Raw genomic sequence first — 24,401 nt, forward strand, 5'->3', positions numbered from 1 at the left:
GCGCTGTCCGACGTGGTGATCTGCGACCCGGTACGCACGCCGGTCGGCGCCGACGGCGGGGTGTTCGCCGGTCTCACCGCCGCCGACCTCGCCACCCACGCGCTGCGGGGGCTGCGGTCGCGGACCGGCCTCGGCGAGGGCGACGTCGACGATGTCGTGCTCGGCTACTGCTACCCGACCAGCGAGGCACCGGCGATCGGCCGAGTCGCGGCGCTGAACGCCGGGCTCGGGGTCGGCGTCGGCGGGATGCAGCTCGACCGGCGCTGCGGCTCCGGGCTGCAGGCGATCCTGCAGGCCGCGCTGACCGTCGGCCAGGGCTGGGCCGACGTCGTCGTCGCAGGTGGGGTGGAGGCGATGAGCCAGGCCGAGTACTACGCGCTCGGCCTGAAGAAGGGGATCCGGGCCGACGAGCTGACCCTGGTCAACCGGATCGCCCGCGGCCGCACGACGGCGGGCGGCACCGACTTCCCGGTCCCCGGCGGCATGCTGGAGACGGCGGAGAACCTGCGCGCCGAGTATCGGATCGGCCGGACGGAGCAGGACGAGTTCGCGCTGGCGTCGCAGGAGAAGGCTGTCGCCGCGACGAAGGAGGGCCGGTTCGCCGACGAGATCGTGCCGGTGACGGTGCCCGGCACCCGTCGCACGCCGGAGACGACGGTGACGCTCGACGAGCACCCCCGGCCCGGCCTCACGATGGACGACCTGGCCCGGCTGCGGCCGGTGCGCGGCGACGTCGACCCGGACGCCACCGTCACCGCGGGCAACGCCTGCGGGCAGAGCGACGGCGCCGCAGCCTGCGTCGTCACTACGACCGGCCGGGCGGCGGAGCTCGGCCTGACCCCGTACCTGCGGATCGTGTCGTCCGCGCTGGCGGGGGTACCGCCGCGCACGATGGGCATCGGCCCGGTCCCCGCCGTCGCGCGGGCGCTCGACCGGGCCGGGCTGACGCTGGCCGACATCGACCTGATCGAGATCAACGAGGCGTTCGCCGCGCAGGTCATCGCGTGCCTGCGGGAGTGGCGGTTCACCCCGGCCGATGACGAGCGGCTCAACGTGAACGGCTCCGGGATCTCGCTCGGCCACCCCGCGGGTGCCACCGGCGGGCGGATCCTCGCGACGCTGGCCCACGAGATGCGCCGGCGCGGCAGCCGCTACGGCATCGAGACCATGTGCATGGGCGGCGGCCAGGGGCTGGCGGCGATCGTGGAGCGTGTCGGATGAACGTGCTGTGGGTCTTCGCCCATCCCGAGCCGCGCTCGCTCGGCGGCGCGCTGCGCGACGACGCGGTCCGGGCCCTCGAGGCGGCCGGGCACTCGGTCACGCACTCGGACCTGTACGCCATGGACTGGAACGCGGTCGTGACCGCCGCCGACTACGGCCACGACCCGGCGGAGCGGTTCCGGGTCGGGCCCGTGTCCGGCACCGCGCTGGAACGCGGGACGCTGAGCGATGACGTGCTCGCCGAGCAGGACAAGATCAAGTCGGCGGACGCCGTCGTCCTCCAGTTCCCGCTCTGGTGGTACTCGGTGCCGGCGATCCTCAAGGGCTGGATCGACCGCGTCTTCGTGAAGGACTTCGCCTACGGGATCGCCGACCCGCAGCACCCGGGCCGCACGCTGCGTTACGGCGACGGCAACCTCGCAGGCCGGCGGGCACTCGTCGTCACCACGGCAGGCGGGCGGGAGGCGGCACTCGGACCGCGCGGCGTGAACGGCGACCTCGACGAGCTGCTGTTCCCGCTCACCCACGGGACGCTGTTCTACGTGGGCATGGACGTGCTGCCGACGGTCGCGGTGCCCGGCGCCAACCGGGTGTCCGACGACGAGTTCCGGGCCGCGGCGGCGCGCCTTCGCGAGCGGGTACTCGCGATCCCGGACACCGAGCCGATCGCGTTCCGCAGCCAGAACGGCGGCGACTACGACGACGACCTGGTCCTGCGCGACCACCACGCCCCCGGCCGCACCGGGCTCGGCGTGCACGTCGCACCGGCCCCGACCCGCAGGAGCGACGATGACGGCCACTGAGGCACCAGGGCCCTTCCTCACCGAGGACCGCTTGGCGATCCGCGACCTGGCGCGCGAGTTCGCCACCAAGGAGGTCCTGCCGGTCGCGAACGAGCTCGACCCGGTGCAGGGCGAGATTCCGATGGAGCTCCGCGCGAAGATGGCCGAGCTGGGCTTCTTCGGGATCCTGATCCCGGAGGAGTACGGCGGCCTGGGGCTCGGGCTGTCCGAGTACGCCGTCGTCGTCGAGGAACTGGCCCGGGCCTGGATGAGCGTGGCCAGCCTGATCGCCCGCGGCCAGCAGTTCACGGCCGGGTTCGACGAGGGCCAGCGCCGCCGCTACCTGCCGGCGATGGCACGGGGCGAATTCCTCAGCGCGTTCGCGCTGTCCGAGGCCGAGGCCGGCTCCGACGTCGCGAACCTGAGCTGTCGGGCCACCCCGGACGGCGACGGCTGGCGGATCGACGGCCAGAAGATGTGGTGCACGTTCGCCGACGGCTCCGACTACCTGCAGGTGTTCGCCCGGACCTCGCCGGTCGATCCGGCGCACCGCTCCCGCGGCGTGACCTGCTTCCTGATGCCCAAGCAGCGGGGCACGCTCCCCGATGGCGTGACCGGCACGCCGGTGCGCAAGATCGGTTACCACGGCTGGAAGACCTGGGAGCTGTCGTTCGACGGCGCCATGGCCCGCGAGGTCGTGGGGGAGGTCGGACAGGGCTTCCGGATCGCGATGGGTGATCTCGACACGGCCCGGATCCACACCGCCGCCCGCGCGATCGGTCTGGCCCGCGGAGCGCTGGAGGACGCGATCGCCTACGCCGGTCAGCGCGTCCAGTTCGGACGCCCGATCGGGGAGAACCAGGCGATCCGGTTCACGATCGCGGACATGGCGGCGCAGATCGAGGCGTCGCGGGCGTTGATGTACCAGGTCTGCACGGCCGTCGACGCGGGCATGCCCAGCCCGGTGCAGGCGTCGATGGTCAAGCTCGTCGCCTCCGAGATGGCGGAGCGGGTGACGAGCTCGGGCGTGCAGATCCACGGCGGTGCGGGGTACACCTCGGACTTCCCGGCCGAGCGCTACTGGCGCGACGCCCGCCTGACGAAGATCTTCGAGGGGACGTCCGAGATCCAGATGCGGATCATCTCCGACGCGTTGCTGGGGCGCCCGGAGGCGCGGGCCTGAGCTGGCCGCCTTCCGGCCATTGCCTCAGCCGCGGCCTCCCCGGTGCCGCGCGGTACGGTCCCCATCCTGGTGGGCGGGTCCGGCCGGGAGGACACGTGGAGCTGCGACAGCTGGTCGCGTTCGTCGCAGTGGGCGAGGAACTGCACTTCGGACGCGCGGCGGCCCGCCTGCACGTCGCCCAGTCCCCGCTCAGCCGCCAGATCCGGGCTCTCGAACGCCGGCTCGGGACGACGCTGTTCGAACGCAGCACGCGCAGCGTCCGGCTCACCGCCGAGGGTGAGGCGCTGTTGCACCACGCCCGCCGTGTACTCGACGAGGTCGCGCTCGCGGAGCGGTCGGTCCGGGCCGCGGGGGAGGGCGCGGTGGGCCGGGTCAGCATCGGCTTCGCCGGCGCGAGCAGCTACGACGTCCTCCCGCGGCTGACCCGCGCGGTGACGTCCGACCTCCCCGGCGTCGAGCTCGTCCTGCAGGGACAGACGTACTCCGGGCAGGCGCTGAACGAGGTCGCCGACTCCGAGCTCGACATCGGGTTCGTCGCGATGCCGGTCCGCGCCGGCATCAGCGCCCGGGTGGTGCGACTCGAGACGCTCACGGTGGCCCTGCCGGACACCCACCCGCTGGCGGCGCGGGAGTCCGTCGCGCTTCCGGAACTTGCGGGGGAGTCGTTCGTGTCGTTCCCGGCCGGCCGTGGTTCGGCCGTGCGCGCCACCGCCGACCGGGCCTGCTTCGACGCGGGATTCACGCCGCGGGTGGCTCAGGAGGTTCCCGACTCGTACACGCTCCTCACGCTGGTCGGGGCCGAGGTCGGGGTGGCACTGGTGGTCTCGTCGGCGCGGCGGATCCGCACCGACCATGTCGTGTTCCGGCCGATCGGCGACGGGGCGCCCGTCATGCCGATCGCGCTCGCGTGGCGTGCGGACAACCCGTCGCGGGCGGTGCGCGCCGTCCTCTCCGTCGCCGAACGCGTCCTGCCGACTCCTACCTGACACCACTATGCCCGATCAGGTCTCAGTGCGTGCCTGAAAAGGTCCTTGACCGGCCATAATGCGCGTTGCCACAGTCGTGGCACTCCTCCTTCCGCGCGTTCGCCGGCGAGCGTTCGTGGCCGAGGACCGTCCGCGACAAGGAAGTCAGGGATGACCGAACCAGCAGATCCGGTACGGACGAACGAGACCGCGGCCCCGGACGGGATGCCCCGCGAGGCGAAGAAGGCCGGGGTCACCGCTTTCATCGGAACCACCGTCGAATGGTTCGACTTCTACATCTACGGGACCGCGTCGGCGTTGGTCTTCGGCAGGCTGTTCTTCCCCGAGATGACGCCGGCGATCGGCACGCTGGCCGCGTTCGGCACCTTCTGGGTCGGGTTCCTCGCCCGCCCGCTGGGCGGCGTGATCTTCGGTCACATCGGTGACCGGATCGGCCGCAAGAAGGCGCTGATCACGACGCTGACGATGATGGCCGTCGCGACGACGGGTGTCGGGTTGCTGCCGACCTATGCGCAGATCGGCATCGCTGCGCCCGTCCTGCTGATCGTGCTGCGCATGATCCAGGGCGTGGCGATGGGCGGTGAGTGGGGCGGCGCGGTCCTGATCGCCACCGAGTACGCCCCGCGGCACAAGAGGATCCTCTACGGGGCGTTCGCCCAGCAGGGCTCGCCGGTGGGCAACCTGCTGGCGACCGTCTCGTTCCTCGGGATCGCCCAGCTGTCCGAGCCGGCGTTCGAGTCGTGGGGCTGGCGGGTTCCGTTCCTGTCCTCGCTGGTTCTCCTCATGGTCGGGCTGTTCATCCGCCTGCGCATGGCCGAGACCCCGGAGATGACCCGGCTGCTGGAGTCGAAGCGCACGGCGAAGCTCCCGATCCGGGACGTGCTGCGCCATCACCGCCTGCTCGTCGCGCTGGGTGTCGGCGCGGGCGCGGCCGGCGTCGCGATCACCTACGTGAAGACGACCTTCGCGCTGTCCTGGGCCACCACCGAGCTGACGTTCGACCGCAGCACGTTCCTCACCGTCATCACCGTCGCCCTGGTCGTCCAGGTGGTCGTCCAGCCCTTCGGTGCCGTGCTCGCGAGCCGGATCGATCTCCGGCGCGCGGTCCTGTGGATGCTGTTGCCCGAGATCGTGCTGCTGCCCCTGATGTTCGTCCTGCTGCAGACCGGGTCGACCGGGCTGGCGATGATCGGCATGGCACTCGCGACCGTCCCGCACGCGATGTTCTACGCGGCGCTGGCCGGGATCCTGTCCGAGGTCTTCCCGGTCGACGTCCGGTACACGGCCACCTCGCTCGCCTACCAGCTCTGCACGACGATCTTCGCGGGCACCGCGCCGCTGGCGTCGCAGACGCTGCTCACCGCGACCGGCTCCATCTGGGCCGTCGTCGGGCTCGGTCTCGGGTTCGTCCTCGTCTCGATCGTCTGCACCGGTGCGCTGATCCGCCGCAGCACCTGGTCGACCGCGTGACCACCACGCCGTACCGCTCGGAAGGAACGCTCGTGAACTACGCCGACCGGGACCCCGCGCTCAAGCCGATGCTCGACCGCGTGCTGTCCACGGAGGACCGCAACCGGCTCGAGCCGCTGCTCGACGCGATGGGCACCGCCGCACCGGCCGAGGTCGACCCCCTCGCCCGGACCGCCGACCGCCATCCCCCGCGGCACGTGCCGTTCTCCCCGTCCGGCGACCGGATCGACGACGTCGAGTTCCACCCGGCCTACGACGGCCTGACCGCGATCGCCTTCCACCGGTTCGGGCTGGCGGCGATGTCGCACCGCGCCGGGGTCAACGGGTGGCCCGGGCGCGCGCCGCACGTCGTCAAGTACGCGCTGTCGTACCTGTTCGTGCAGGCCGAGTTCGGTGTCGCCTGCCCGCTGTCCATGACGGACTCGGCAGCCCGGATCCTGCGGCTCTTCGACCCGGACCGGTTCGCCGCCGAGATCGACGCGCTGAGCTCGACGGATCCGGCTTCGGCCGCGACCGGGGCGATGTTCATGACCGAGATCGACGGCGGCACCGACGTGGGCCGGACCGCCACCGAGGCCACCGACCACGGCAGCCACTGGACCTTGCGCGGACGCAAGTGGTTCTGCTCGAACGTCACCGCCGACGTGATCCTCACCCTGGCCCGGGTGCCGGGGCAGGGTGAGGGCACCCGAGGCCTCGGGATGTTCCTGGTCCCGCGACGCCGGCCGGACGGCAGCCGCAACGCGATCCGGATCGACCGCCTCAAGGACAAGCTCGGCACCCGGTCGATGGCCAGCGGCGAGGTCACGCTCGACGACGCCTGGGCGCAGCCGGTCGGGGACCTCTCCCGTGGCTTCCGGCAGATGGCCGAGATGGTCAACGTCTCGCGGCTGTCGAACGCCATGCGTTCCGCCGCGATCATGCGCCGGGCGGTGCGCGAGGCGGTCGACCACACCCGGGCGCGCATCGTGTCCGGCCGGGCGCTGTTCGACCAGTCCCTCATGCGGGCCACCCTGCTCCCGCTGCTGCTCGACAGCGAGGCCGCGCTGGCGCTGGTGCTGGAGTGTGCCGACCGGCTGGACGCCGCCGACGCGGTCACCTTCGCCGACCCCGGCAGCGCCGGACCGTCCGTCGACGACGACCGGGCCCGCTCGCTGATCCGGGTCCTCACGCCGTTGGCCAAGTACACGGTGTGCAAGCGGGCCCGCTGGGTGACCGGCGAGACGATGGAGATCCGCGGCGGCAACGGCTACATCGAGGACTGGGTCGAACCCCGCCTGCTGCGCGACGCGCACCTCGGATCGATCTGGGAGGGCTCGTCGAACGTGATCGCCCTCGACATCCTCCGCTGCCTGCGCAAGGACGGCGCACACCGGCTGCTGGCCGCGACCTACACCGCCCGGCTCGACGGACTCGGGCACGAGCTCACGGCCACCGCGGCGCGCCGGCTGGCCGAGCGGTGGGCCCGGCTCGCGGCCGCCGCGGACCGCCTCCTGGGACGGCCCGCCGACGAGCAGGAGATCGGCATCGCCGGGTGGGCCACCGACGTCGCCCACACCCTGATGGCCACGCTCCTGCTCGAACAGGCCGAGTACCGGATCGGCGTCACCGGCGACCACCGTGCGCTGCTCGTCGCCGAGGCCGTCCTGCACCGGCTCGACGACCCGGCCGCGACCCCGGGTGCCGCGCTGCGACATCTCGGCGAGATCGCCGACGGCGACCCGCTGCCCCAGCCGGTGCGGCTGCCGGACGTGCCGGCTCAGGGAGGATTGACCCGTGTCTGAGTCACCCCGCACCGCACGGCCGCTGGCCGGCATCCGCGTCGTCGACCTGTCCAAGATCCTCGCCGGGCCCTACGTCGGCATGACCCTGGCCGACCTCGGGGCCGACGTGATCAAGGTCGAGCACCCCGACGGCGGGGACCCGACCCGGCAGTGGGGCCCGCCGTTCCAGGGGGAGGACGCCACCTACTACCTCGCGACCAACCGCAACAAGCGCTCGGTGACCGTCGATCTCAAGTCCGAGGCCGGCCGGGACACGGTGGACCGGTTGCTGCGCGAGGCCGACGTCGTCGTGGAGAACTTCCGGCCGGGAAGCAGCCTGCAACGGCTGTACGACTACCGGGACCTGTCCGAGCGGCATCCGCACCTGATCGTGCTGCACATCTCGGCGTTCGGCGACCACGGTCCGATGCGCGACGAGCCCGGCTACGACATGGTCGCCCAGGCCGCGGCCGGGTTGATGTCCCTGACCGGGGAGCCCGACGGCCCGCCGGTGAAGGCCGGCTACGCGATGGGTGACCTGGGGGCCGCCCTGTTCGGGGCGATCGGGGTGCTGTCCGCGCTGGTCGAACGGGCCCGCACCGGGCTCGGGCAGTACCTGACGACGTCGTTGTACGAGACGCAGCTCGCGCTGCACATCAACTGGGCGACCGGCTACTTCGCCACGGGGCAGACGCCGCACCGGCTCGGGTCCGGGCACCCGAACCTGGTGCCGTACCAGGCGTTCCCGGCGGCGGACGGGTACGTGGTGATCGCCGTCGGCAACGACTCGTTGTGGACACGGCTGTGCGGAGTCCTCGACCGCGCGGCGCTGGCGGACGACCCGCGCTTCCGCACCAACGCCGACCGGGTGACCAACCGGGACGACCTGGTCGCGCTGATCGAGGACGCGCTGGCCGCGCGGACCGTCGCCGAGTGGTGCGCGGTGCTGCAGGAGGCCGGGGTGCCGGCCGCGCCGATCCGGGACCTGCACGAGGTCTACACCAGTCCGCACACCGAGGCACTCGGCATCGTCTCGACGGTCGAGCACCCGACCGCGGGCCCGATCCGCCAGGTCGGGTTCCCGGTGAACTACCACGGCCGGCGTCCCGAGGTCCGGACGGCGCCGCCCCTGCTCGGCCAGCACACCGACGACGTGTGGGAGGAGCTGCACGCCCGATCGGGGGAGTAGCGCTGCCACGCGGTGGTCGCCAGCAGGCAAGAAGCGCTGGATCGTGAACCTGCTCAGCGCCGGTCCTCGCCGATCGAGCTCGGACCGCGGTCAGATCCCAGGTTGTACCCGACGCCCCCGGAGCGCGGCGGGCGACGCTGCGGTCATTCCGGAGCGGCCGGGCCGTCTCGCGGTTCGGACGGCTGCGGGGGAGGGGGTGCCCGCAGCCGTGCCGCGATCCTCTGTCGGTGGGGGTCGTCGGCGATCCAGCGGCGGGTGCGGTCGTCCTCGTCGATGGCCGCGAGGATGCGGGTTCGGTGTTCGGTGCGGAGCTGCGCCCACCCGGCGTCCGCGGCGCGCAGCGCGTAGAACTGCTCGTTCCCGGATGCCGAGCTGCGAATGGAGCGGACGATCGCCGCACCGTCGGCCAGGGAGGCGTTGCCGGCCATGGCCGCCAGAGCGACGGTCCGGTCCTCGCTGCCCCCGTCGAGCAGGGTGCTGATCTGCGTCGCCGTGAACTCGCCGGCGTTGGCGCCGGCCTCGACGGCGGCGAGCAGTGCGTCGAAGACCGCGGCGCGGCGCTGGGCGGAGGGGACGAGGCGGCGGACCGCCGAGAGTCCGGTCGCCGACGACTGCAATGTCGCGTTCAGCTCGCCCAACGAGCGACGGAGGTAGTCCTCGATGTAGGCCAGCGGGGCCAGGAGGAGCACCGAGGCACCGACCTCGACGAGGACCGACTGCCACCAGCCGTCGAGCGGAGCGGCGCCGAGCATGAGGCCGACTCCGGCGAGGACGCTCGCGGCGATCACGACGAGGCGCGACGCCGACGGTCGCCACGGCACCCGCCTGCTGGCGGCCGACGAGCTGTACGAGTCCCGTGAGGACAACCATCCACTCCCTCCCGGGGCATACGTACCGCCCCAGATCGGTGAGCACCTGCATACCGACCGTAGCAACGTGACCCACACGTGTGGTCACCGTCGGCGGCGAGTGCGTACCCGCCGGCGGCTCGGTCGCCACGGAGGTGAGCAGCCCGTCGACGACCTCCCATCGCGGACGGTCCGGACGTGTCGAAGCCCGCGATGATCGACGGTTGTGGAGTGCAGCGACCGGCTCGCGAGCGTTCCGCTCCTGAACCGTCGATCATGGGGTGGTTCTCGAGATCGACATCGCGTCCCGGGTGCGGCGACGACCCGGTCGGGCACGAGACCGATGCGAGCCCGACCACCGATGAGCGCGTCGTGCTCAGCTGGCGCCCAGCAGGGGGTTCCCGCAACAGAGGGGCGTGGAGGCGTCTGCTCTGTCGCCTGCCTGTCACATCCGGTCCGTGCGCGGTGTCGGAGATACAGGCGCGTCGACGCCGAGCACGAGACCGAAAGGGACTCCACCGATGAGCATCACCGCAACCGTCGTCGTCCTCGTGACCGCAGCGTGGGTCGGGTTCTCGGCCTACGCGGTCTACACCCGCCAGGCGTGGGTGGTCGACAACCTCGCCGACTACGGCGTCCCCCGGAGCTGGTGGGTCTGGCTCGGGTCGGCGAAGGCGCTCGGCGCGGCCGGCCTCGTGGTCGGGCTGTGGATCCCGGGAATCGGTGTGGCCGCCGCGACCGGTCTGGCCCTGTACTTCGTGGGTGCCGTCCTCACCGTTCTTCGCGCTCGGGCCTTCTCCCACGTCCCCTTCCCGCTGCTGTACCTCGCACCGGTCGTGCTGGCAGGCATCGTGACGGCCGGCGCATGACGCGGCGACCTCCGCCTGCCTCGAGACCTGTGGGGCCGATCAGGAGGACACCGACCGGGATCCTGGTGCTCCCTGCCGGAGCAGGAAGCGCTGGATCTTGCCGCTCGGGGTCTTCGGCAGCGCGTCGGTGAAGTGGACGGTGCGCGGGTAGGCGTGCTTGGCGTAGTTGTCCTTGACCAGCTGCTGGAGCTCGCGTTCGAGCTCCAGCGTGCCCTCGGCGCCCGGGGTGAGCACGACGTGGGCTTCGAGCACCTCGCCGCGCAGCGGGTCGGGCCGGCCGACGGCGGCCGCCTCGGCCACGGCGGGGTGGCTGAGCAGCACGGTCTCCACCTCGAACGGGCCGATCCGGTAGCCGGCCATGAGGATCACGTCGTCGTCCCGCGCGGAGAAGTGGAAGAAGCCGTCCTCGTCCTGGGTCGCGGTGTCCCCGGTCAGGTACCAGCGGCCGTCGTCGCTGAAGCGGGACGACCCGGTGGCCCGCGCGTAGCCGCGGAAGCTGGCCAGCGGGCTGTTCGGGACGTCCACGGCCACCTGCCCGACCGTTCCGGCCGGTGCGGGTGTGGTGCTGTCGTCGGCGAGGATCGCGACGCTCCAGCCGGGGAACGGCCGGCCCATCGACCCCGGGCGGACCGGTTCACGGATCTCGCCGGCCCAGCCGTTCCCGATCATCATGCCCTGCTCGGTCTGGCCGTAGTGGTCCCGGACGGTCACCCCGAGCGCCGACTCGGCCCAGGCCGGGACGTCCGGGGTGAGCGGCTCGCCCGCCGATGACAGGCACCGCAGCTCCAGGCCGGGCGGCACCGGCTGCCCGCGCAGGCTGCGGTAGACCGTCGGCGCGGCAGCGAAGTTGGTGACCCGGAACCGGTCGAGCACCCGCCAGGTGGTCGCCGGGGCGAAGGGGGCGTGCAGCAGCAGGCTGCGCCGGCCCGCTGCCAGCGGGCCGAGCACGGCGTAGTAGAGGCCGTAGGCCCATCCCGGGTCGGCGGCGTTCCAGTAGACGTCGTCCGCGCGCAGGTCGAGGCCGAGCTCCAGGTAGCCCAGGATCCCGGCGAGCGCGTGCACCGGGACCTGCACGGCCTTGGGGGCGCCGGTGGTGCCGGAGGTGAATAGCTCGATCAGCACGCCGTCCGGACCGAGGGCGGCCGGCTCGACCTCGTCGCCGCCGTGCCGGGCCAGGAGCTCGTGGAAGTCGTCGTGGCCGCCTGCCGGCCCGCCGACGACGACCAGGCGCGGCCCCTGCCCCGGATCCCCGACGAGCTGGTCGAGCTTGGCGCGCTGGTCGGCGTCGGTGACGACGACCTTCGCACCACTGGCACCGACCCGCAGCTCGATGGCCGGCGGTGCGAACGCGGTGAACAGCGGGACGTGGATCGCGCCGCGCCGCCAGATGCCCAGCAGGGCCACGACGAGCTCGGCGGACTTGCCCATCAGCACCGCGACGGCGTCGCCCGGACCCACGCCCAGCCCGGCCAGCGCGGCCGCGAACTTCGTCGACTCCGTGCGGAGCTCGCCGTAGGTGAGGTCACGGGAGCCGAGGTCCGGTTCGATCACCGTGAACGCCACCGCGTCGGCGGGGTGGCTGTCGCAGAGCAGGTCGGCCGCGGAGGAGCCGGGCCGGGAGAAGTGCCGGACCAGCTCGTCGACGCGGGTACGCGGGTCGGACATCGGTGATCGGCCTCCGGGTGCGGCGGGTGTCGGGCGCGCGGAGCGGCCGTCGGCATCACCTCGATGCTGATCCGCGTCGCGTCCGGAGGCGAGTCTTGGCCATGGAGGCCGTCCAGGACAACCGTGCGGGCCGTCGATCCGACGCAGCTCTGATATCGCTGTCAGGTTTTGGCGGCGACCGACTGAGAGAACGGATTGCACGATGATGGCTCCGAGTTCGCCCACTCCTGCTCGAGCTCACCGGCGACAGTTCCCGAGGAACGGCAGCGACGTCGGCACCGTGCCGCCGAGGTCCGTCACAGGTCCAGAACGAGGATGCCGCCGCGGGCCCGGGAGACGCACGGCAGCATCACATCGCCGCGGTCGCGCTCGTCGTCGGACAGGACGTCGTCCTGATGGTCCAGCTCGCCCGAGCACACCCGCACCTGGCAGGTGCCGCAGATCCCGGCTCGGCAGGAGTTCTCCACGGCGATGCCCGCGCTCTCGATGACGTCCAGCAGCGGCACGTGCTCGGGCACCGTCAGGCGCACCCCGCTGCGCCGGAGGACGACGTCGAACGCGCCGCCCCCGCCGGTGACGGGCGGAGCGCTGAACCGCTCGCGATGCAGGGTCCCGGCCGGCCAGTGCGCGGACGCCCGTTCAACCGCGGAGATCAGCGCCTCCGGGCCGCAGCAGTAGACGACCGAGTGCTCGCCCGGCGCGCCTCCGAGGGGCGTCACGAGATCGAGCAACCCGGACTCGTCCTGGGGGACGATCTGGAGCTCGCCACCCGGGACCGCGCGGAGCTCGTCGACGAATGCCATGGAGTTCCGGGACCGACCGCCGTACAACGCCGTCCACGGCCGGTTCAGCGCCGCGACCCGGCGGAGCATCGGCAGGATCGGCGTGATGCCGATCCCGCCGGCGACGAAGACGTAGCGATCGGCGTCGACGAGCGGGAAATGGTTGCGCGGGCCGCGTACCGGGAGCCTGTCCCCGGCGCGAACGAGGTCGTGGACCCGTTGCGAGCCGCCGCGGCCCGCGGCCTCGCGCAGCACGGCGATCCGCCACCGGCCGGAGTCGTCAGGGTCCCCGCAGAGGGAGTACTGCCGGACGAACCCGGCGCCGAGATCGACGTCGATGTGCGCGCCGGGGGCCCAGGACGGCAGCGTCATCCCGCCCGCCGCGGCGAGCGTGATCGCCACGACGTCCGTGGCGCAGGGCTGGACGGACTCGACGGCGACCGTGGTCCAGGTACCGGTCATCGTGCCTTCCGGGGTGTGTCGGGCCGGAGCACTCAGGCCCCGGCGGCGCCGACCGACTCTGGGGTGAAGGTCTTCCACGCGATGTCGCGCATGCCCCGCATCGCGCGGAGGACCTCGTCGCGGTCGTGGTCGTCCGCGACGTAGGTCGAGAGCATCTGGAGTCCGAGCCCGACGTGGAACTTCTCGTCGGTCTCGATCCGCTTGTAGATCCGCACGACCTCGTCGAGGCCGTGTCGCTCCGCGCCGCGGAAGGTCGGCTCGAAGCTGCCGGACGCCGAGGTCTCGGAGAGGTTCCACGCCGCGATCGCGGCGAGGGGATGGCGGTCCAGGCACTGCCAGAGGAATGCGCTCCACGGCTCGGCCTCGGCCGGGACGGACGTGGGCACGGTGCCACCGAGGGACTCGATGGCCTTTCCGACCATGTCGTAGTGCTCGGCCTCCTGGAAGGACTGCTTCGCGAGCAGCGTGATGTGCCGGCGCTGGAAGCGCATGCCATAGCGGGCGATCTCCTCGTTCAGCAGGTACACGTAGTCGATCTCTCGCCAGCAGCGCGGAGCGAGCCATGCCGCGAGCCGTGCCGGGTCCGGGGCCTCGTCGTAGGAGGCGAAGAACGCCTCGGTCGCCGTCGCGGTCGCCTCAACGACCGAGTCGAGCAGCTCATCGATCTCCGCGCGGATCGGTTCCAGGCCGTCACCGCCACGCACGTTCCGCACATCGACCATGTCGTCCTCCGGTTCGTTGGATCCGTGTATCCATGGATACAATCTGGCGGCGTGCTGGCTGTCAAGACCGGGCTGATACGAAGGAGCGCGATGACTCGGCCCTGCCACGTCGACGGGCGCGCCCGGGATACGGGTGTGGCGGGGCACGGGATCGCCGCTCGTCCGGCACGGGCTGCCTACGATGACGGGATGTGAGAGCCAGATGAGCGACGGCATCGTGCACCCGGGGGCCGGGCTCCAAGCCCCGAGCAGCTACGCGGACCAGATCGCCCGGATCCTCGAGGGTGAGATCCTGGGTGGCCGCTACGCGCGCGGGGAACACCTCCAGCAGGACGAGGTCTGCCGACGGTTCGGTGTCAGCCGCACGCCGGCCCGCGAGGCGCTGCGCAAGCTGCAGGCCCTCAACCTGGTCGAGCTCATCCCGAACCGAGGAGCCCGGGTCCGGGTGCCGACCCTTCGCGAGCTCGAGGAGGTCTACCAGGTCCGCGCCGAGCTCGAGGGGTTCGCCGCCGAGCTCGCGGCCGGGGCGACCGACCCCGCGATCACGCGTCGGTTGCGGGAGGCGCAGCAGGCGCTGGCCGACCTCCTGCCCGCGGCCGTCGCCGCCCTGGACGGCACGGACGAGGATGCCGGTGAGCGGTTGCGCCATTTCAACGACAGCTTCCACGGTGTCATCCACGACGCCGGCGGGAACCGGCGGCTCGGGCAGATGATCCAGGAACTGCACCGGTACTTCCCGAAGGACACGGTGCGGCTGGCCGTCCGGACTCCGGAGGCCCTCCGGGCTCTCTACCTGGACGACCACGACGTCGTCCTGGACCGGATCGCGAACGGGCTCGGTGCGCAGGCCCGGGTGGCGATGCGTGACCACATCCTGCGGTCCCAGTCGCTGTTGATCGACTACCTGCGTGCGCACGGGCTCGGGGCCTGACGTTCGCGATGGACGCCGAGCACCGGGGAATGTCGTGACCAGGCAGCCGGACGTGACCCTCACGCAGCTCCGGTACTTCGTGGAGGCGGCCTCGGTGCTGAGCATGACCAAGGCAGCCGAGGAGCTGCGGGTGGCCCAGTCGGCGGTGTCCGCGGCGGTGGCCCAGCTGGAGCGCCAGGTGGGGACACCGTTGTTCATCCGCCAGCATGCCCGCGGCCTGGTGCTGACCGCAGCAGGGGAGGAGCTGCTGCGCGACGTGCGCGGGTTGCTCGCGCACGTCGGCGAGGTGCTGGACGCGGCGCGTGGCCGCGGGGACGATGTTCGCGGCCGGATCAAGGTGGCCTGCATGGTCACCCTCGTCCCCTTCGTGCTGCCCGATCTGCTCGCGGAACTGAGCGGTCGCTGCCCCGGGCTGGAAGTTGAGGTGCTCGAGCTCGAGGCGGCCGCGGTGAGCGCCGCACTGCGCAGCGGCGCGGTCGAGGTCGCCATCACCTACGACCTCGGACTCGGGCCGGGAGTCCGACGGGAGGTCATCGCCGAGGCCCCGCCGTACGTGGTCCTGCCGCCCGGGCACCCGCTCACGGACCGGCCGGAGGTGCGGTTGAGCGACCTGGCCGACGAACCGATGGTGCTGCTGGACCTCCCGCACAGCCGCGAGTACTTCCGCGAGCTGCTGGGGACGGCCGGAGCCCAGCCGCGGATTGCCTACCGGTCGGCCAGCGTCGAGGCGGTACGCGGAATGGTCGCGCGGGGGCTCGGGTTCTCTCTGCTCAACCAGCAGCCGGTGCTGGACGGGACCTACAGCGGTGGGCGCGTCGAGGCGCGGCCGATCGCCGATGACGGCGTCCCGGCGCTGTCGGTCGTCGTGGCGTGGATGGAGTCGGTGCGGCGCACCGCGCGCGCACGCGCCGTCACCGACACCGCCCGCGAGGTCGTGCGGCGGCTCCGCTCGGCCACCGGGCGCCCGGGCCCCAGCCGGGGCGGCTCGCAGTCCTGACCCTCGGATCGAGGCGTCATATGCATCGAGGAAACCGATGCACCGAACATATTATCTCTGTTTGATCGATCCCTAAGGCCTGCATAGCGTCGCCTCGCGAACAGCCGCCGCGGTCCGGAGCTGTTCACGGCAGGGTCGCCGGGCGCGGGCCTGTCGTCGTCTCGCGATGCCCCGCTGGAGGACCCGTGTCCGAGCCCACCCCACCTCCCACCACTGACGCCGCGCTCGATGCGGCCGTCCAGGTCGATCCCGCCTCGCTGCGCCGGAGCGTGGCCGCCGGCGCGATCGGCGTCTTCGTCCATTGGTTCGACTGGGCCGTCTACGCGTACCTCGCCACGACCATCGCGACGGTGTTCTTCCCGTCGGAGAGCGAGGTCGCCGGCGTGCTGTCCGTGTTCGCCGTGTTCGCCGTGTCGTTCGGAATCCGCCCGCTCGGCGCGCTGGTGCTAGGCCCGCTCGGCGACCGGATCGGCCGGCGGCGCACGCTCTCGATCGTCATCATCGTCATGTCGGTCGCGACGCTCGCGATCGGACTGCTGCCCGGGTACGCGACGATCGGGATCGCGGCGCCGATTCTGCTGGTGGCCCTCCGTCTGGTGCAGGGTTTCGCCGCCGGCGGTGAGTTCGGCAGTGCCGCCAGCTTCCTGGCCGAGTACTCGCCCCGCACCCGGCGCGCGTTCGGGGTGAGCTGGCTCGAGGTCGGATCGCTGCTTGGGTTCCTCGCCGGATCGTTCGCGTTCTACCTGCTCTCGGTCTCGTTGACCGACGATCAGATCACCTCGTGGGGGTGGCGGCTCCCGTTCCTGATAGCGGCACCCATGGGCGTGATCGGCTACATCATCCGGACGAAGATCGAGGACACCCCGGAGTATCGGACGCTCGAGGCGACCGGCTCGGTGCCGCGCAGCCCGGTCAGGGAACTCTTCCGCACGAACGTGCGGCAGATGCTGCAGGCCGCCGGCCTCATGACGATGATGCACGTGCTGTTCTACGCGGTGCTCACCTACCTGGTGACCTACCAGACCGACCACCTGGGGCACTCGGCCGAGAGCGCCGCCCTGCTCTCCACGTTCGCCTCGATGCTCGGGTTGATCCTGGTGCCCGCGTTCGGGCTGCTGTCCGACCGGGTTGGGCGCAAGCCCGTCATGGTCGGAGCCGCCGGCGCGCTGCTGGTCGCGGCGACGCCCGCCTACCTGCTGATGCAGGCGGGAATGATCGGCACTGTCGTCGCGGCGCTCGGCTTGGCCGTGATCCTCTCGGCGATCCTCGCGACCCACGCCGTCTGGTCCGCCGAGATCTTCCCGACCCGGACTCGCCAGGGCGGTCTGTCGATCGCCTACAACGTCACCGCCGCGCTGTTCGCCGGCACCGTCCCGTTCTTCATGACCGTTCTCATCTCCGCCACCGGAAGCCTGATCGTCCCCGGTCCTTACCTGATGGTCGCCGCGGCGCTCGGGCTGGCCGCCGCACTGAGCATGCGGGAGACGGCGGGCAGCAGCCTGCTCCGTGCGCAGGACCTGGGCGCCGCCGCTCCCGGGGAGGCATCGACGGTGCCGCCGACCCGGGCGTCCGCCGACGGCGTGACGTCCTGAGGTACGCCTTTGCATCAGCTCACATGATGCAAAGGTTCGAAAACATCCACTGGTCTGTTCTATCGAGACCCCCCAGACTCGGTGCATCGGCGTCCCGTCCGGGCACTCCGCCCCTCCGCCGGTGCCACCCGTCGACCTGGACGTCATCGCGGCGGGAGGCATGGCGACGTCCTGCGGGAGCGAGCGCGTCGTGATCACTGGAACGGAGGTTGAGATGGCGCACCATGAGACCGAGGTCCTCGTCGTGGGCGGAGGTCAGGCCGGCGTGGCCATGAGCGAGCATCTGGGTGCACGCGGGATCGGACACCTGGTGCTCGAACGCGATCGGATCGCCGAGCGCTGGCGGACGGGCCGCTGGGACTCACTCGTGGCGAACGGTCCGGCGTGGCACGACCGCTTTCCGGGGCTCGAGTTCAGCGGCGTCGATCCCGACGGGTTCGCCTCGAAAGACCAGGTCGCGGACTACTTCGCCGCCTACGCTGAGAAGATCGCCGCACCGGTCCGCTGCGGTGTGGAGGTCCGGCGGGTGCGGAAGCACGTCGGGCGCCCCGGTTTCCGGGTCGAGACCTCGGAGGGGACGGTCGACGCGCGCCATGTCGTGGCCGCGACCGGACCGTTCCAGAAGCCGGCAGTCCCCCCGGTTGTTCCGCGGGACGCGGGTCTGCTGCAGGTCCACTCGAGTTCCTACCGCAACCCGGAGCAGCTACCCGCGGGCGCCGTGCTCGTCGTCGGGGCGGGATCGTCGGGCGTCCAGATCGCGGACGAGCTGCGGCGCTCCGGCCGGACCGTCTACCTCTCGGTCGGTCCGCACGACCGGCCCCCGCGCCGATACCGGGGACGGGACTTCTGCTGGTGGCTCGGGGTCCTCAACAAGTGGGACGCGGTGGCGCCCCCCAGGGGGGCGGAACACGTCACCATCGCGGTTAGCGGAGCCGACGGAGGGCGGACCGTCGACTTCCGGGCGCTCGCGGCCGGTGGGATCACCCTGGTGGGCATGACCCGTGCGTTCGCCGACGGCCGGATGCGGTTCGCGGCGGACCTGCGCGACAACATCGCCGGCGGGGACGCCGGCTACTTGGCGATGCTCGACGAGGCCGACGCGTATGTCGCGCGCAACGGGCTCGACCTGCCGGAGGAACCGGAGGCCCGCGCGTTCGGGCCGGAGCCGGACTGCGTGCTCGACCCGCTTACCGAACTCGACGTGGCGACCGCCGGAGTCACCTCGATCGTCTGGGCGACGGGGTTCGTCTCCGACTACGGCTGGCTGGAGGTCGACGCATTCGACGAGGCCGGCCGGCCGCAGCACGCCCGCGGCGTGTCCACCGAGCCAGGCGTCTACTTCCTCGGCCTGCCCTGGCAGTCGCGACGCGGATCGAGCTTCATCTGGGGGGTCTGGCACGACGCCGCGTACGTGGCCGACCACATCATGATCCAGCGCAGCTACCTCGCGTACCCCGGTGTCGCCGACCCGCTCCGCCCGCGTCGGCCGAGCACCGGCGCCGCCCGGCCTGACCATGACACCGCGTGCACCGTCACGACCACTGGAGCAGCCTGATGCCGACCCACACCCGGATCCGTCCGTTCAACACCCGCGACACCTATCCTGAGCAGAACCTCGACAACGACCTGTGCCAGGCCGTCGTCGCCGGCAACACGGTCTATGTCCGCGGCCAGATCGGCCAGGACCTCGACACCAGCGAGTCGGTCGGGATCGGCGACGTCGGAACCCAGGCCGAGCAGGCGATGGCGAACATCGACATGCTGCTCCGCGAGGCGGGCAGCCGGATGGAACACCTGGTCAAGCTGACCATCTACCTGGTCGACCCGCGCTACCGGGAGACCGTCTACCAGACCGTGGGGCGCTGGACCAAGGGGGTCCACCCGATCTCCACCGGTGTCGTGGTGTCCGCGCTAGCCCGTCCGGAGTGGCTCTGCGAGATCGATGCGATCGCCGTCATCCCGGAGGCCGACCGATGACCTTCTCCATCGTTGCCCGGCACGAGGGGCGGTTCGGTATGGCCGTCAGCTCCTCCAGTCCCGCGGTCGCCGCTCGCTGCGTGCACCTGCGGCCCGGCGTCGGGGCCGCCGCGTCGCAGAACGTCACCGACCCCCGGCTGGGCGGGCGGACCCTCGACCGGCTGGCCGTGCACGGCGACGCCGGACGGGCGTTGAAGGAGGTCGGGGCGAACGCCACCGACCTGGAGTACCGCCAGCTGACAGCGGTCGGACCGGCGGGCCCGGCCGCCTGGTTCAGCGGGGAACACACCCTCGGTACCCACGGTGCGGCGCTCGGCCCGCACTCGGTTGCCGCCGGCAACATGCTCGTGAGCACCGACCTGCCGACGATCATGGTCGAGGCGTTCGAGTCCGCCACGGGAGAGTTCGAGGAGCGGTTGCTCGCCGCACTGAGGGCCGGGCACGAGGCGGGCGGTGAGGAGGGGCCGGTGCACTCGGCTGGCCTAGCCGTCGTCGCGGACGTGGAGTGGCGGGTGACCGACCTGCGGGTCGACTGGGCCGACGCACCGATCGACCGCCTGGCCGAGGCCGTGGAGACCTGGTTGCCACAGCGTGACGACTACGTCCGACGTGCGCTGCACCCAGCGAGCGCGCCGTCGTACGGCGTCCCGGGGGACCTGTGATCCGCGAGAAGGCTGCGGTCCGCACCGCCGTGGACCGGGCGGCCGACGAGCTGGTCGGATTGTCGACCGCGTTGCACGCACGGCCCGAGACCGCGTGGGAGGAGCACCACGCCGCGGAGACGGTGCCGGAGCTGCTCGACCGTCGCGGGTTCACCGTGACCCCGGCCTACCTGGGGCTGGAGACCGCGTTCCTCGCCCGGTACGGCGCGGGGCCGCTGCGGATCGCCCTGTGCGCCGAGTACGACGCGCTGCCGGGACTCGGACACGCCTGCGGACACAACCTCATCGCTGCGTCGTCGGTCGGTGCCGCCCTCGGTCTGGCCGAGGTGGCCGATGCAATCGGCCTGACCGTCGAGGTGTACGGCACCCCGGCCGAGGAAGGTGGCGGCGGCAAGATCGAGATGCTGGACCGCGGCGCGTTCCGCGACGTCGACCTCGCGATGATGGTTCACCCGGCACCGGTCGACGTCGCCGAGGCGCGGCCGTTCGCGGTCAGCCACTCCCGGATCTCCTACGGCGGCCGGTCCGCGCACGCTGCGGCATATCCCGAGGACGGCGTGAACGCGGCTGACGCGTTCACCGTCGCCCAGGTCGCCATCGGCCTGCTGCGCCAGCAGCTCCCGACGAGCTCGCGGGTGCACGGGATCGTCACCTCCGCAGGCTCGGCACCCAACGCAATCCCCGAGAGCTCTGTGGGGCGGTGGTACGTGCGTGCGGAGAGCCTGGCCGAGCTGGCCGCGATCGAGCCGAAAGTGCTGCGGTGCTTTGAGGCGGGCGCCCTGGCCACCGGCTGCACGTTGGAGGTGGAGGCCGAGAGCAAGCCCTACGCCGAGTTCCGCACCGACACGCGCACGTTGGAGCACTACCGGGCCAACGCCCTGGAGCTCGGCCGCGAGTTCGCGCCGGGCGGCCTGGCCGGCCGGATGAACCGAGCGTCCACCGACATGGGCAACGTGTCCCAGGTCGTCCCGGCGATCCACCCGTACATCGGGATCGGATCGCTACCCGCGACCAACCACCAGAGGGAGTTCGCCGCGCACTGCATCGGGGCGGAGGCCGAGCGGGCGTTGCTCGACGGCGCGGTCGCGTTGGCCTGGACGGCGGTGGACCGGGCACGCGAGGGAGGCCGGTCGTGATGGTGCAACGGGCCGCCGCCGGGTGCCGACTCGCTACGACGCGACGACGCTCGCCGCCCGGAATGTTTCCCCCGGCATCGCCCGCCGCAACTTCCAGGTGATCGCGATCGGCTTGCTGCCCTCATGCGAGACGTAGTCACAGGCGCCGAGGCAGAGGAACGGCGCGCCGGGGCCGATGTCGTCGGCCGGCGAGTCACGCACGAACAGCACGACGTGGCTGCCCTGTTCTCGATGCATGAGGTACCGCCGCCCCATCCCGGTCTCCGGTGACGCGGCGTTCTGAGACTCCCAGTGGAACACGTCAGGCTGCAGGGCGAAGTCGCGATACATCGTCGTGGGTGAGAAGTCGCGCTCGGTCTTGCGCAGGTTGACCAGCAGCGCGTCGACCCGGGGACCGTCGGCCCATACGACGCCGCTGGCGTGCCCGGCGGCCTTTCGAGCCAGGGACGCCCAGTCCAGCGCCGCGAGGATCTCCTCCCGGCGGTAGTGAGCGTGGCTGCGGAGCGGTACGTGCTGCAGCCCCTCACCCAGCGATCGGGGCAGGTGCCGGGCCTGATCGAGGGTGTAGGCGGTGAGTTCGCGGATCTCCGCACACACCGCGGGGTGGCGCCGGAGGTGGTCGAATCCGGCCGCGTAGCTGCCGAACCCACCCCGGTCGGGCCAGATCTGGAAGAACAGCATCCGCGCCAGTCGCTGATCGCGCTCGGTCAAGTCGGTGTACGCCGGCCCCTCCGGGTCGGCGACGCGGGCGTACACCTCGGCGCGTTCGGGGTCGTCGACGTGGCTGAGGTTCGCCAGCCGACGCAGCAGGGCGGTCTCGTCGGGGCCGGCGGCCGGGACGGTCAGCCCGGAGTCGCGGCAGAGCGCCGTCCACGACCCCTTGCTCCGGTACACGTCGGATAGCTCCCCGCCTGACGCCCGCAGGTAGCGCGCGAGCCCGGGCTCGCCGTGCGAGCGGACATCGGCCACGAGATCCTTCCGGGACAAACGCAGCCGGTTGCGGACGTTGTCGAGCACGATCTGCTGTGCCACCGGGTCGAGCACCATCGCCGAACCGGACGGCAGGTACGGGAAGCCGTCCTCGACGTCCCGTACGACCCCGGTCCGGCTGCTCCCGGTCAGCGCCCGGTAGCGCAGGTCGAATCGGAACTCACGGCGTTGCTGGCCGATGAAGTCGAGGACGGTCAGCACGGCCTTGTCCGGCGCCCGGCGCAGCCCGCGACCGAGTTGCTGCAGGAAGATCGTTGCGCTCTGGGTGGGGCGCAGCAGGAGCACCGTGTCGACCTCGGGGACGTCGAGGCCCTCGTTGAAGACATCGACCGCGAACAGGCAGTTCACCTCGCGATCGCGCAGCCGCCGGAGCGCGTCGTCGCGGTCGTCGCGAGCGGTCCGGCCGCTCACCGCCTCGCTCGGGATACCGGCTGCGGTGAACACCCGCGCCATGTACTCGGCGTGTGCGACCGACACGCAGAACCCGAGTGCGCGCATCGCGCTGACGTCGGTGACCTTGGCCCGGGTCTCGCGGATGATCTTTGCAGCCCGGGCGTCGTTGCCAGTGTAGAGCGTGTCGAGGGCGCTGGCGTCGTAGCTGCCACGCGTCCACTCGACGCCCCGCAGGTCGACGTCGTCGGCGAGACCGAAATAGTGGAACGGCACCAGCAGGTCGGCCGCGAGCGCGTCCCAGAGCCGCAGCTCGGCGGCGCTACGGCCGTCGAAGAAGCGATCGCGGACGTCCACGCCGTCGGAGCGCTCCGGTGTCGCGGTCAGGCCGAGCAGCTCCGCCGGCCGCAGGTGATCCAGCAGCCGGCGGTAGGTTGCGGCTTCGGCGTGGTGGAACTCGTCGATGACGACGACGTCGAAGTGGTCGGCGGGGATGTTCTCCACGCCGTAGGCGGCGAGGGACTGCACGGACGCGAACACGTGGGTCCACCGTGTGGGCCGGGCACCGCCGACGTACTTCTCCCCGAACGCACCATCGGCGAGCACCGCCCGGTACGTGCGCAGCGACTGGTCCAGGATCTCCCTGCGGTGGGCGACGAACAGCAACCTCGGATGCGCGGCGCGCAGACGCTGGTAGTCGAGGGCGGCGACGACCGTCTTCCCGGTCCCGGTCGCCGCGATCACGAGGTTGCGGTGCCGGTCGTGAACCTCCCGCTCGGTGTCGAGCGCCTCGAGGAGCTGCTCCTGGTGCGGGAACGGCCGGACCTCGAGCCCGATCAGAGGGGTGTCGGCCTGCCGGGACCTTCCGAGCGCGTCCGCGAGCCGCTGCGAGTCCGCGGGGACGGCCGGGTCGTAGGAGACGAAGTCCGGTGCGTTCCAGTAGGTGTCGAACGTGGAGGTGAACTTGCGGATCAGGTCGGGCGTCGCGACCGACGAGAGACGGACGTTCCATTCCAGGCCGTCGACCAGCGCGGAGCGGGAGAGGTTCGAGCTTCCGACGAAGGCGGTATCGAAGCCGGAGTCGCGGCGGAACAGCCACGCCTTGGCGTGCAGGCGGGTCGTCGCACTCGCATAGTTGATCTTCACCTCGGCGCCGTGGCGCTGCACCAGCTCGTCGACCGCGCGTTGATCGGTGGCGCCCATGTAGGTCGTGGTGATCACCCGGAACGGGACTCCGCGCTCCCGCAGCACGTCGAGCTCGCGCTCCAGCAGGCGGATGCCGTGCCACCGGATGAACGCGCACAGCAGATCGACGCGGTCGGCGCTGGCCAGCTCCGACCGCAGCGCGGAATGTAGCTTCGGTTCACCCGCCGCGTTCGTGAACAGGGCCGCGTCCGACAAGGGAGTGAGCGGCCGGCGAACCTCGTGGACGCCGGGAAGGACCTCTCGGGTGAGCGCGATGAGCTGTTGCAGGTCCTCGTGAAGCTGCTCGTCGTGCTCCACGAGCCCCATCAGCTGGTTGACCAGCTCGACGCGCTGCGGGGCATCGCGCTCGGCGAGCGCGTGCTCGACGACTGCGGCCACGTGCCGGGCCAGCACCCGCGGCTGGACGGCCGCGTCGATGTCGTCCCAGCGTGGAGTCAGGTCGGTGACCTCGGCGAGCGCAGCCTCGAGCCGGGTGGTGCGCAGGCGTTCGTGTGCCCCGGCGCGCAGTGGTTCGGACACGCTTCCCCGTCCGTCGTCGTTCACGATCGGGTGCAGCATGCCGTGCAGCTACGACAGGT

20 protein-coding genes are annotated in these 24,401 nt (G+C 71.8%); 15 read left to right on the top strand and 5 right to left on the bottom strand.

Features of this window, described 5'->3' with window-relative positions:
- Positions 1-3 precede the first annotated feature (3 nt).
- From H7X46_RS08125 to H7X46_RS08155, 7 genes are all read left to right on the top strand, one after another.
- Complete coding sequence (locus tag H7X46_RS08125) at positions 4-1,221, top strand: acetyl-CoA C-acetyltransferase (protein WP_186362519.1); 1,218 nt, start codon at positions 4-6, stop codon at positions 1,219-1,221.
- Positions 1,218-2,024 (top strand): NAD(P)H-dependent oxidoreductase, encoded by an 807-nt coding sequence (locus tag H7X46_RS08130; protein WP_186358820.1) that lies wholly within the window; start codon positions 1,218-1,220, stop codon positions 2,022-2,024. Before H7X46_RS08125 ends, H7X46_RS08130 begins: the two co-directional genes overlap by 4 nt.
- Complete coding sequence (locus tag H7X46_RS08135; RefSeq protein WP_186358821.1) at positions 2,011-3,186, top strand: acyl-CoA dehydrogenase family protein; 1,176 nt, start codon at positions 2,011-2,013, stop codon at positions 3,184-3,186. Before H7X46_RS08130 ends, H7X46_RS08135 begins: the two co-directional genes overlap by 14 nt.
- 95 nt (positions 3,187-3,281) lie before the next feature.
- Positions 3,282-4,172 (top strand): LysR family transcriptional regulator, encoded by an 891-nt coding sequence (locus tag H7X46_RS08140; RefSeq protein WP_186358822.1) that lies wholly within the window; start codon positions 3,282-3,284, stop codon positions 4,170-4,172.
- A gap of 204 nt (positions 4,173-4,376) precedes the next feature.
- Positions 4,377-5,642: an MFS transporter gene (locus H7X46_RS08145; RefSeq protein ID WP_186362520.1), complete on the top strand. Its 1,266-nt coding sequence runs from the start codon at positions 4,377-4,379 to the stop codon at positions 5,640-5,642.
- On the top strand, positions 5,639-7,426 hold the full coding sequence (locus tag H7X46_RS08150; protein ID WP_186358823.1) for an acyl-CoA dehydrogenase family protein: 1,788 nt from the start codon (positions 5,639-5,641) through the stop codon (positions 7,424-7,426). The genes H7X46_RS08145 and H7X46_RS08150 overlap by 4 nt, the downstream gene beginning before the upstream one ends.
- Complete coding sequence (locus tag H7X46_RS08155; RefSeq protein WP_186358824.1) at positions 7,419-8,594, top strand: CoA transferase; 1,176 nt, start codon at positions 7,419-7,421, stop codon at positions 8,592-8,594. Before H7X46_RS08150 ends, H7X46_RS08155 begins: the two co-directional genes overlap by 8 nt.
- A 143-nt stretch (positions 8,595-8,737) precedes the next feature.
- Here H7X46_RS08155 and H7X46_RS08160 read toward each other — a convergent pair whose 3' ends face one another.
- On the bottom strand, positions 8,738-9,460 hold the full coding sequence (locus tag H7X46_RS08160) for a hypothetical protein (protein WP_186358825.1): 723 nt from the start codon (positions 9,458-9,460) through the stop codon (positions 8,738-8,740).
- Positions 9,461-9,963: 503 nt separating this feature from the next.
- Between H7X46_RS08160 and H7X46_RS08165 the strand changes: the two genes are divergently transcribed.
- Positions 9,964-10,311, top strand: a complete 348-nt coding sequence (locus H7X46_RS08165; protein WP_186358826.1) for a DoxX family protein — start codon at positions 9,964-9,966, stop codon at positions 10,309-10,311.
- A 39-nt stretch (positions 10,312-10,350) separates the two neighbouring features.
- Here the strand turns inward: H7X46_RS08165 and H7X46_RS08170 are convergent, their stop codons facing one another.
- The 3 genes from H7X46_RS08170 to H7X46_RS08180 form a co-directional block, all read right to left on the bottom strand.
- On the bottom strand, positions 10,351-11,976 hold the full coding sequence (locus H7X46_RS08170; protein WP_186358827.1) for an AMP-binding protein: 1,626 nt from the start codon (positions 11,974-11,976) through the stop codon (positions 10,351-10,353).
- A 296-nt stretch (positions 11,977-12,272) separates the two neighbouring features.
- On the bottom strand, positions 12,273-13,220 hold the full coding sequence (locus tag H7X46_RS08175) for a PDR/VanB family oxidoreductase (RefSeq protein ID WP_186358828.1): 948 nt from the start codon (positions 13,218-13,220) through the stop codon (positions 12,273-12,275).
- 32 nt (positions 13,221-13,252) lie between these two features.
- Positions 13,253-13,942, bottom strand: a complete 690-nt coding sequence (locus H7X46_RS08180; protein ID WP_186358829.1) for a hypothetical protein — start codon at positions 13,940-13,942, stop codon at positions 13,253-13,255.
- Between the two features lie 202 nt (positions 13,943-14,144).
- Here H7X46_RS08180 and H7X46_RS08185 point away from each other — a divergent pair, with 202 nt between their 5' ends.
- The 7 genes from H7X46_RS08185 (at position 14,145) to H7X46_RS08215 (ending at position 21,237) form a co-directional block, all read left to right on the top strand.
- Positions 14,145-14,873, top strand: a complete 729-nt coding sequence (locus H7X46_RS08185) for a GntR family transcriptional regulator (protein ID WP_186358830.1) — start codon at positions 14,145-14,147, stop codon at positions 14,871-14,873.
- A gap of 34 nt (positions 14,874-14,907) precedes the next feature.
- Positions 14,908-15,870 carry a LysR family transcriptional regulator gene (locus H7X46_RS08190; protein ID WP_186358831.1) on the top strand — a complete coding sequence of 321 codons (963 nt, stop codon included), beginning with the start codon at positions 14,908-14,910 and terminating at the stop codon, positions 15,868-15,870.
- 185 nt (positions 15,871-16,055) lie between these two features.
- Positions 16,056-17,462: an MFS transporter gene (locus H7X46_RS08195; protein WP_186358832.1), complete on the top strand. Its 1,407-nt coding sequence runs from the start codon at positions 16,056-16,058 to the stop codon at positions 17,460-17,462.
- Positions 17,463-17,676: 214 nt separating this feature from the next.
- Positions 17,677-19,017 (top strand): NAD(P)/FAD-dependent oxidoreductase, encoded by a 1,341-nt coding sequence (locus tag H7X46_RS08200; protein WP_186358833.1) that lies wholly within the window; start codon positions 17,677-17,679, stop codon positions 19,015-19,017.
- Positions 19,017-19,439: a RidA family protein gene (locus H7X46_RS08205; protein ID WP_186358834.1), complete on the top strand. Its 423-nt coding sequence runs from the start codon at positions 19,017-19,019 to the stop codon at positions 19,437-19,439. Before H7X46_RS08200 ends, H7X46_RS08205 begins: the two co-directional genes overlap by 1 nt.
- Complete coding sequence (locus tag H7X46_RS08210) at positions 19,436-20,101, top strand: DUF1028 domain-containing protein (RefSeq protein WP_186358835.1); 666 nt, start codon at positions 19,436-19,438, stop codon at positions 20,099-20,101. The genes H7X46_RS08205 and H7X46_RS08210 overlap by 4 nt, the downstream gene beginning before the upstream one ends.
- Positions 20,098-21,237, top strand: a complete 1,140-nt coding sequence (locus tag H7X46_RS08215; protein ID WP_186358836.1) for a M20 family metallopeptidase — start codon at positions 20,098-20,100, stop codon at positions 21,235-21,237. The genes H7X46_RS08210 and H7X46_RS08215 overlap by 4 nt, the downstream gene beginning before the upstream one ends.
- Before the next feature lie 33 nt (positions 21,238-21,270).
- Here the strand turns inward: H7X46_RS08215 and H7X46_RS08220 are convergent, their stop codons facing one another.
- Positions 21,271-24,381 carry a DUF3427 domain-containing protein gene (locus tag H7X46_RS08220; RefSeq protein WP_186358837.1) on the bottom strand — a complete coding sequence of 1,037 codons (3,111 nt, stop codon included), beginning with the start codon at positions 24,379-24,381 and terminating at the stop codon, positions 21,271-21,273.
- Between the last annotated feature and the right edge of the window lie 20 nt (positions 24,382-24,401).

The organism is Pseudonocardia sp. C8 (genome assembly GCF_014267175.1).
Taxonomy (GTDB): Bacteria; Actinomycetota; Actinomycetes; order Mycobacteriales; family Pseudonocardiaceae; genus Pseudonocardia.

Coding starts and splice junctions, on each gene's coding strand:
- H7X46_RS08175 (WP_186358828.1), bottom strand. CDS start 13,220: ATGACCGGTACCTGGACCACGGTCGCCGTCGAGTCCGTCCAGCCCTGC.
- H7X46_RS08180 (WP_186358829.1), bottom strand. CDS start 13,942: ATGGTCGATGTGCGGAACGTGCGTGGCGGTGACGGCCTGGAACCGATC.
- H7X46_RS08205 (WP_186358834.1), top strand. CDS start 19,017: ATGCCGACCCACACCCGGATCCGTCCGTTCAACACCCGCGACACCTAT.
- H7X46_RS08200 (WP_186358833.1), top strand. CDS start 17,677: ATGGCGCACCATGAGACCGAGGTCCTCGTCGTGGGCGGAGGTCAGGCC.
- H7X46_RS08135 (WP_186358821.1), top strand. CDS start 2,011: ATGACGGCCACTGAGGCACCAGGGCCCTTCCTCACCGAGGACCGCTTG.
- H7X46_RS08170 (WP_186358827.1), bottom strand. CDS start 11,976: ATGTCCGACCCGCGTACCCGCGTCGACGAGCTGGTCCGGCACTTCTCC.
- H7X46_RS08220 (WP_186358837.1), bottom strand. CDS start 24,381: ATGCTGCACCCGATCGTGAACGACGACGGACGGGGAAGCGTGTCCGAA.
- H7X46_RS08145 (WP_186362520.1), top strand. CDS start 4,377: ATGCCCCGCGAGGCGAAGAAGGCCGGGGTCACCGCTTTCATCGGAACC.
- H7X46_RS08165 (WP_186358826.1), top strand. CDS start 9,964: ATGAGCATCACCGCAACCGTCGTCGTCCTCGTGACCGCAGCGTGGGTC.
- H7X46_RS08130 (WP_186358820.1), top strand. CDS start 1,218: ATGAACGTGCTGTGGGTCTTCGCCCATCCCGAGCCGCGCTCGCTCGGC.
- H7X46_RS08185 (WP_186358830.1), top strand. CDS start 14,145: ATGAGCGACGGCATCGTGCACCCGGGGGCCGGGCTCCAAGCCCCGAGC.
- H7X46_RS08210 (WP_186358835.1), top strand. CDS start 19,436: ATGACCTTCTCCATCGTTGCCCGGCACGAGGGGCGGTTCGGTATGGCC.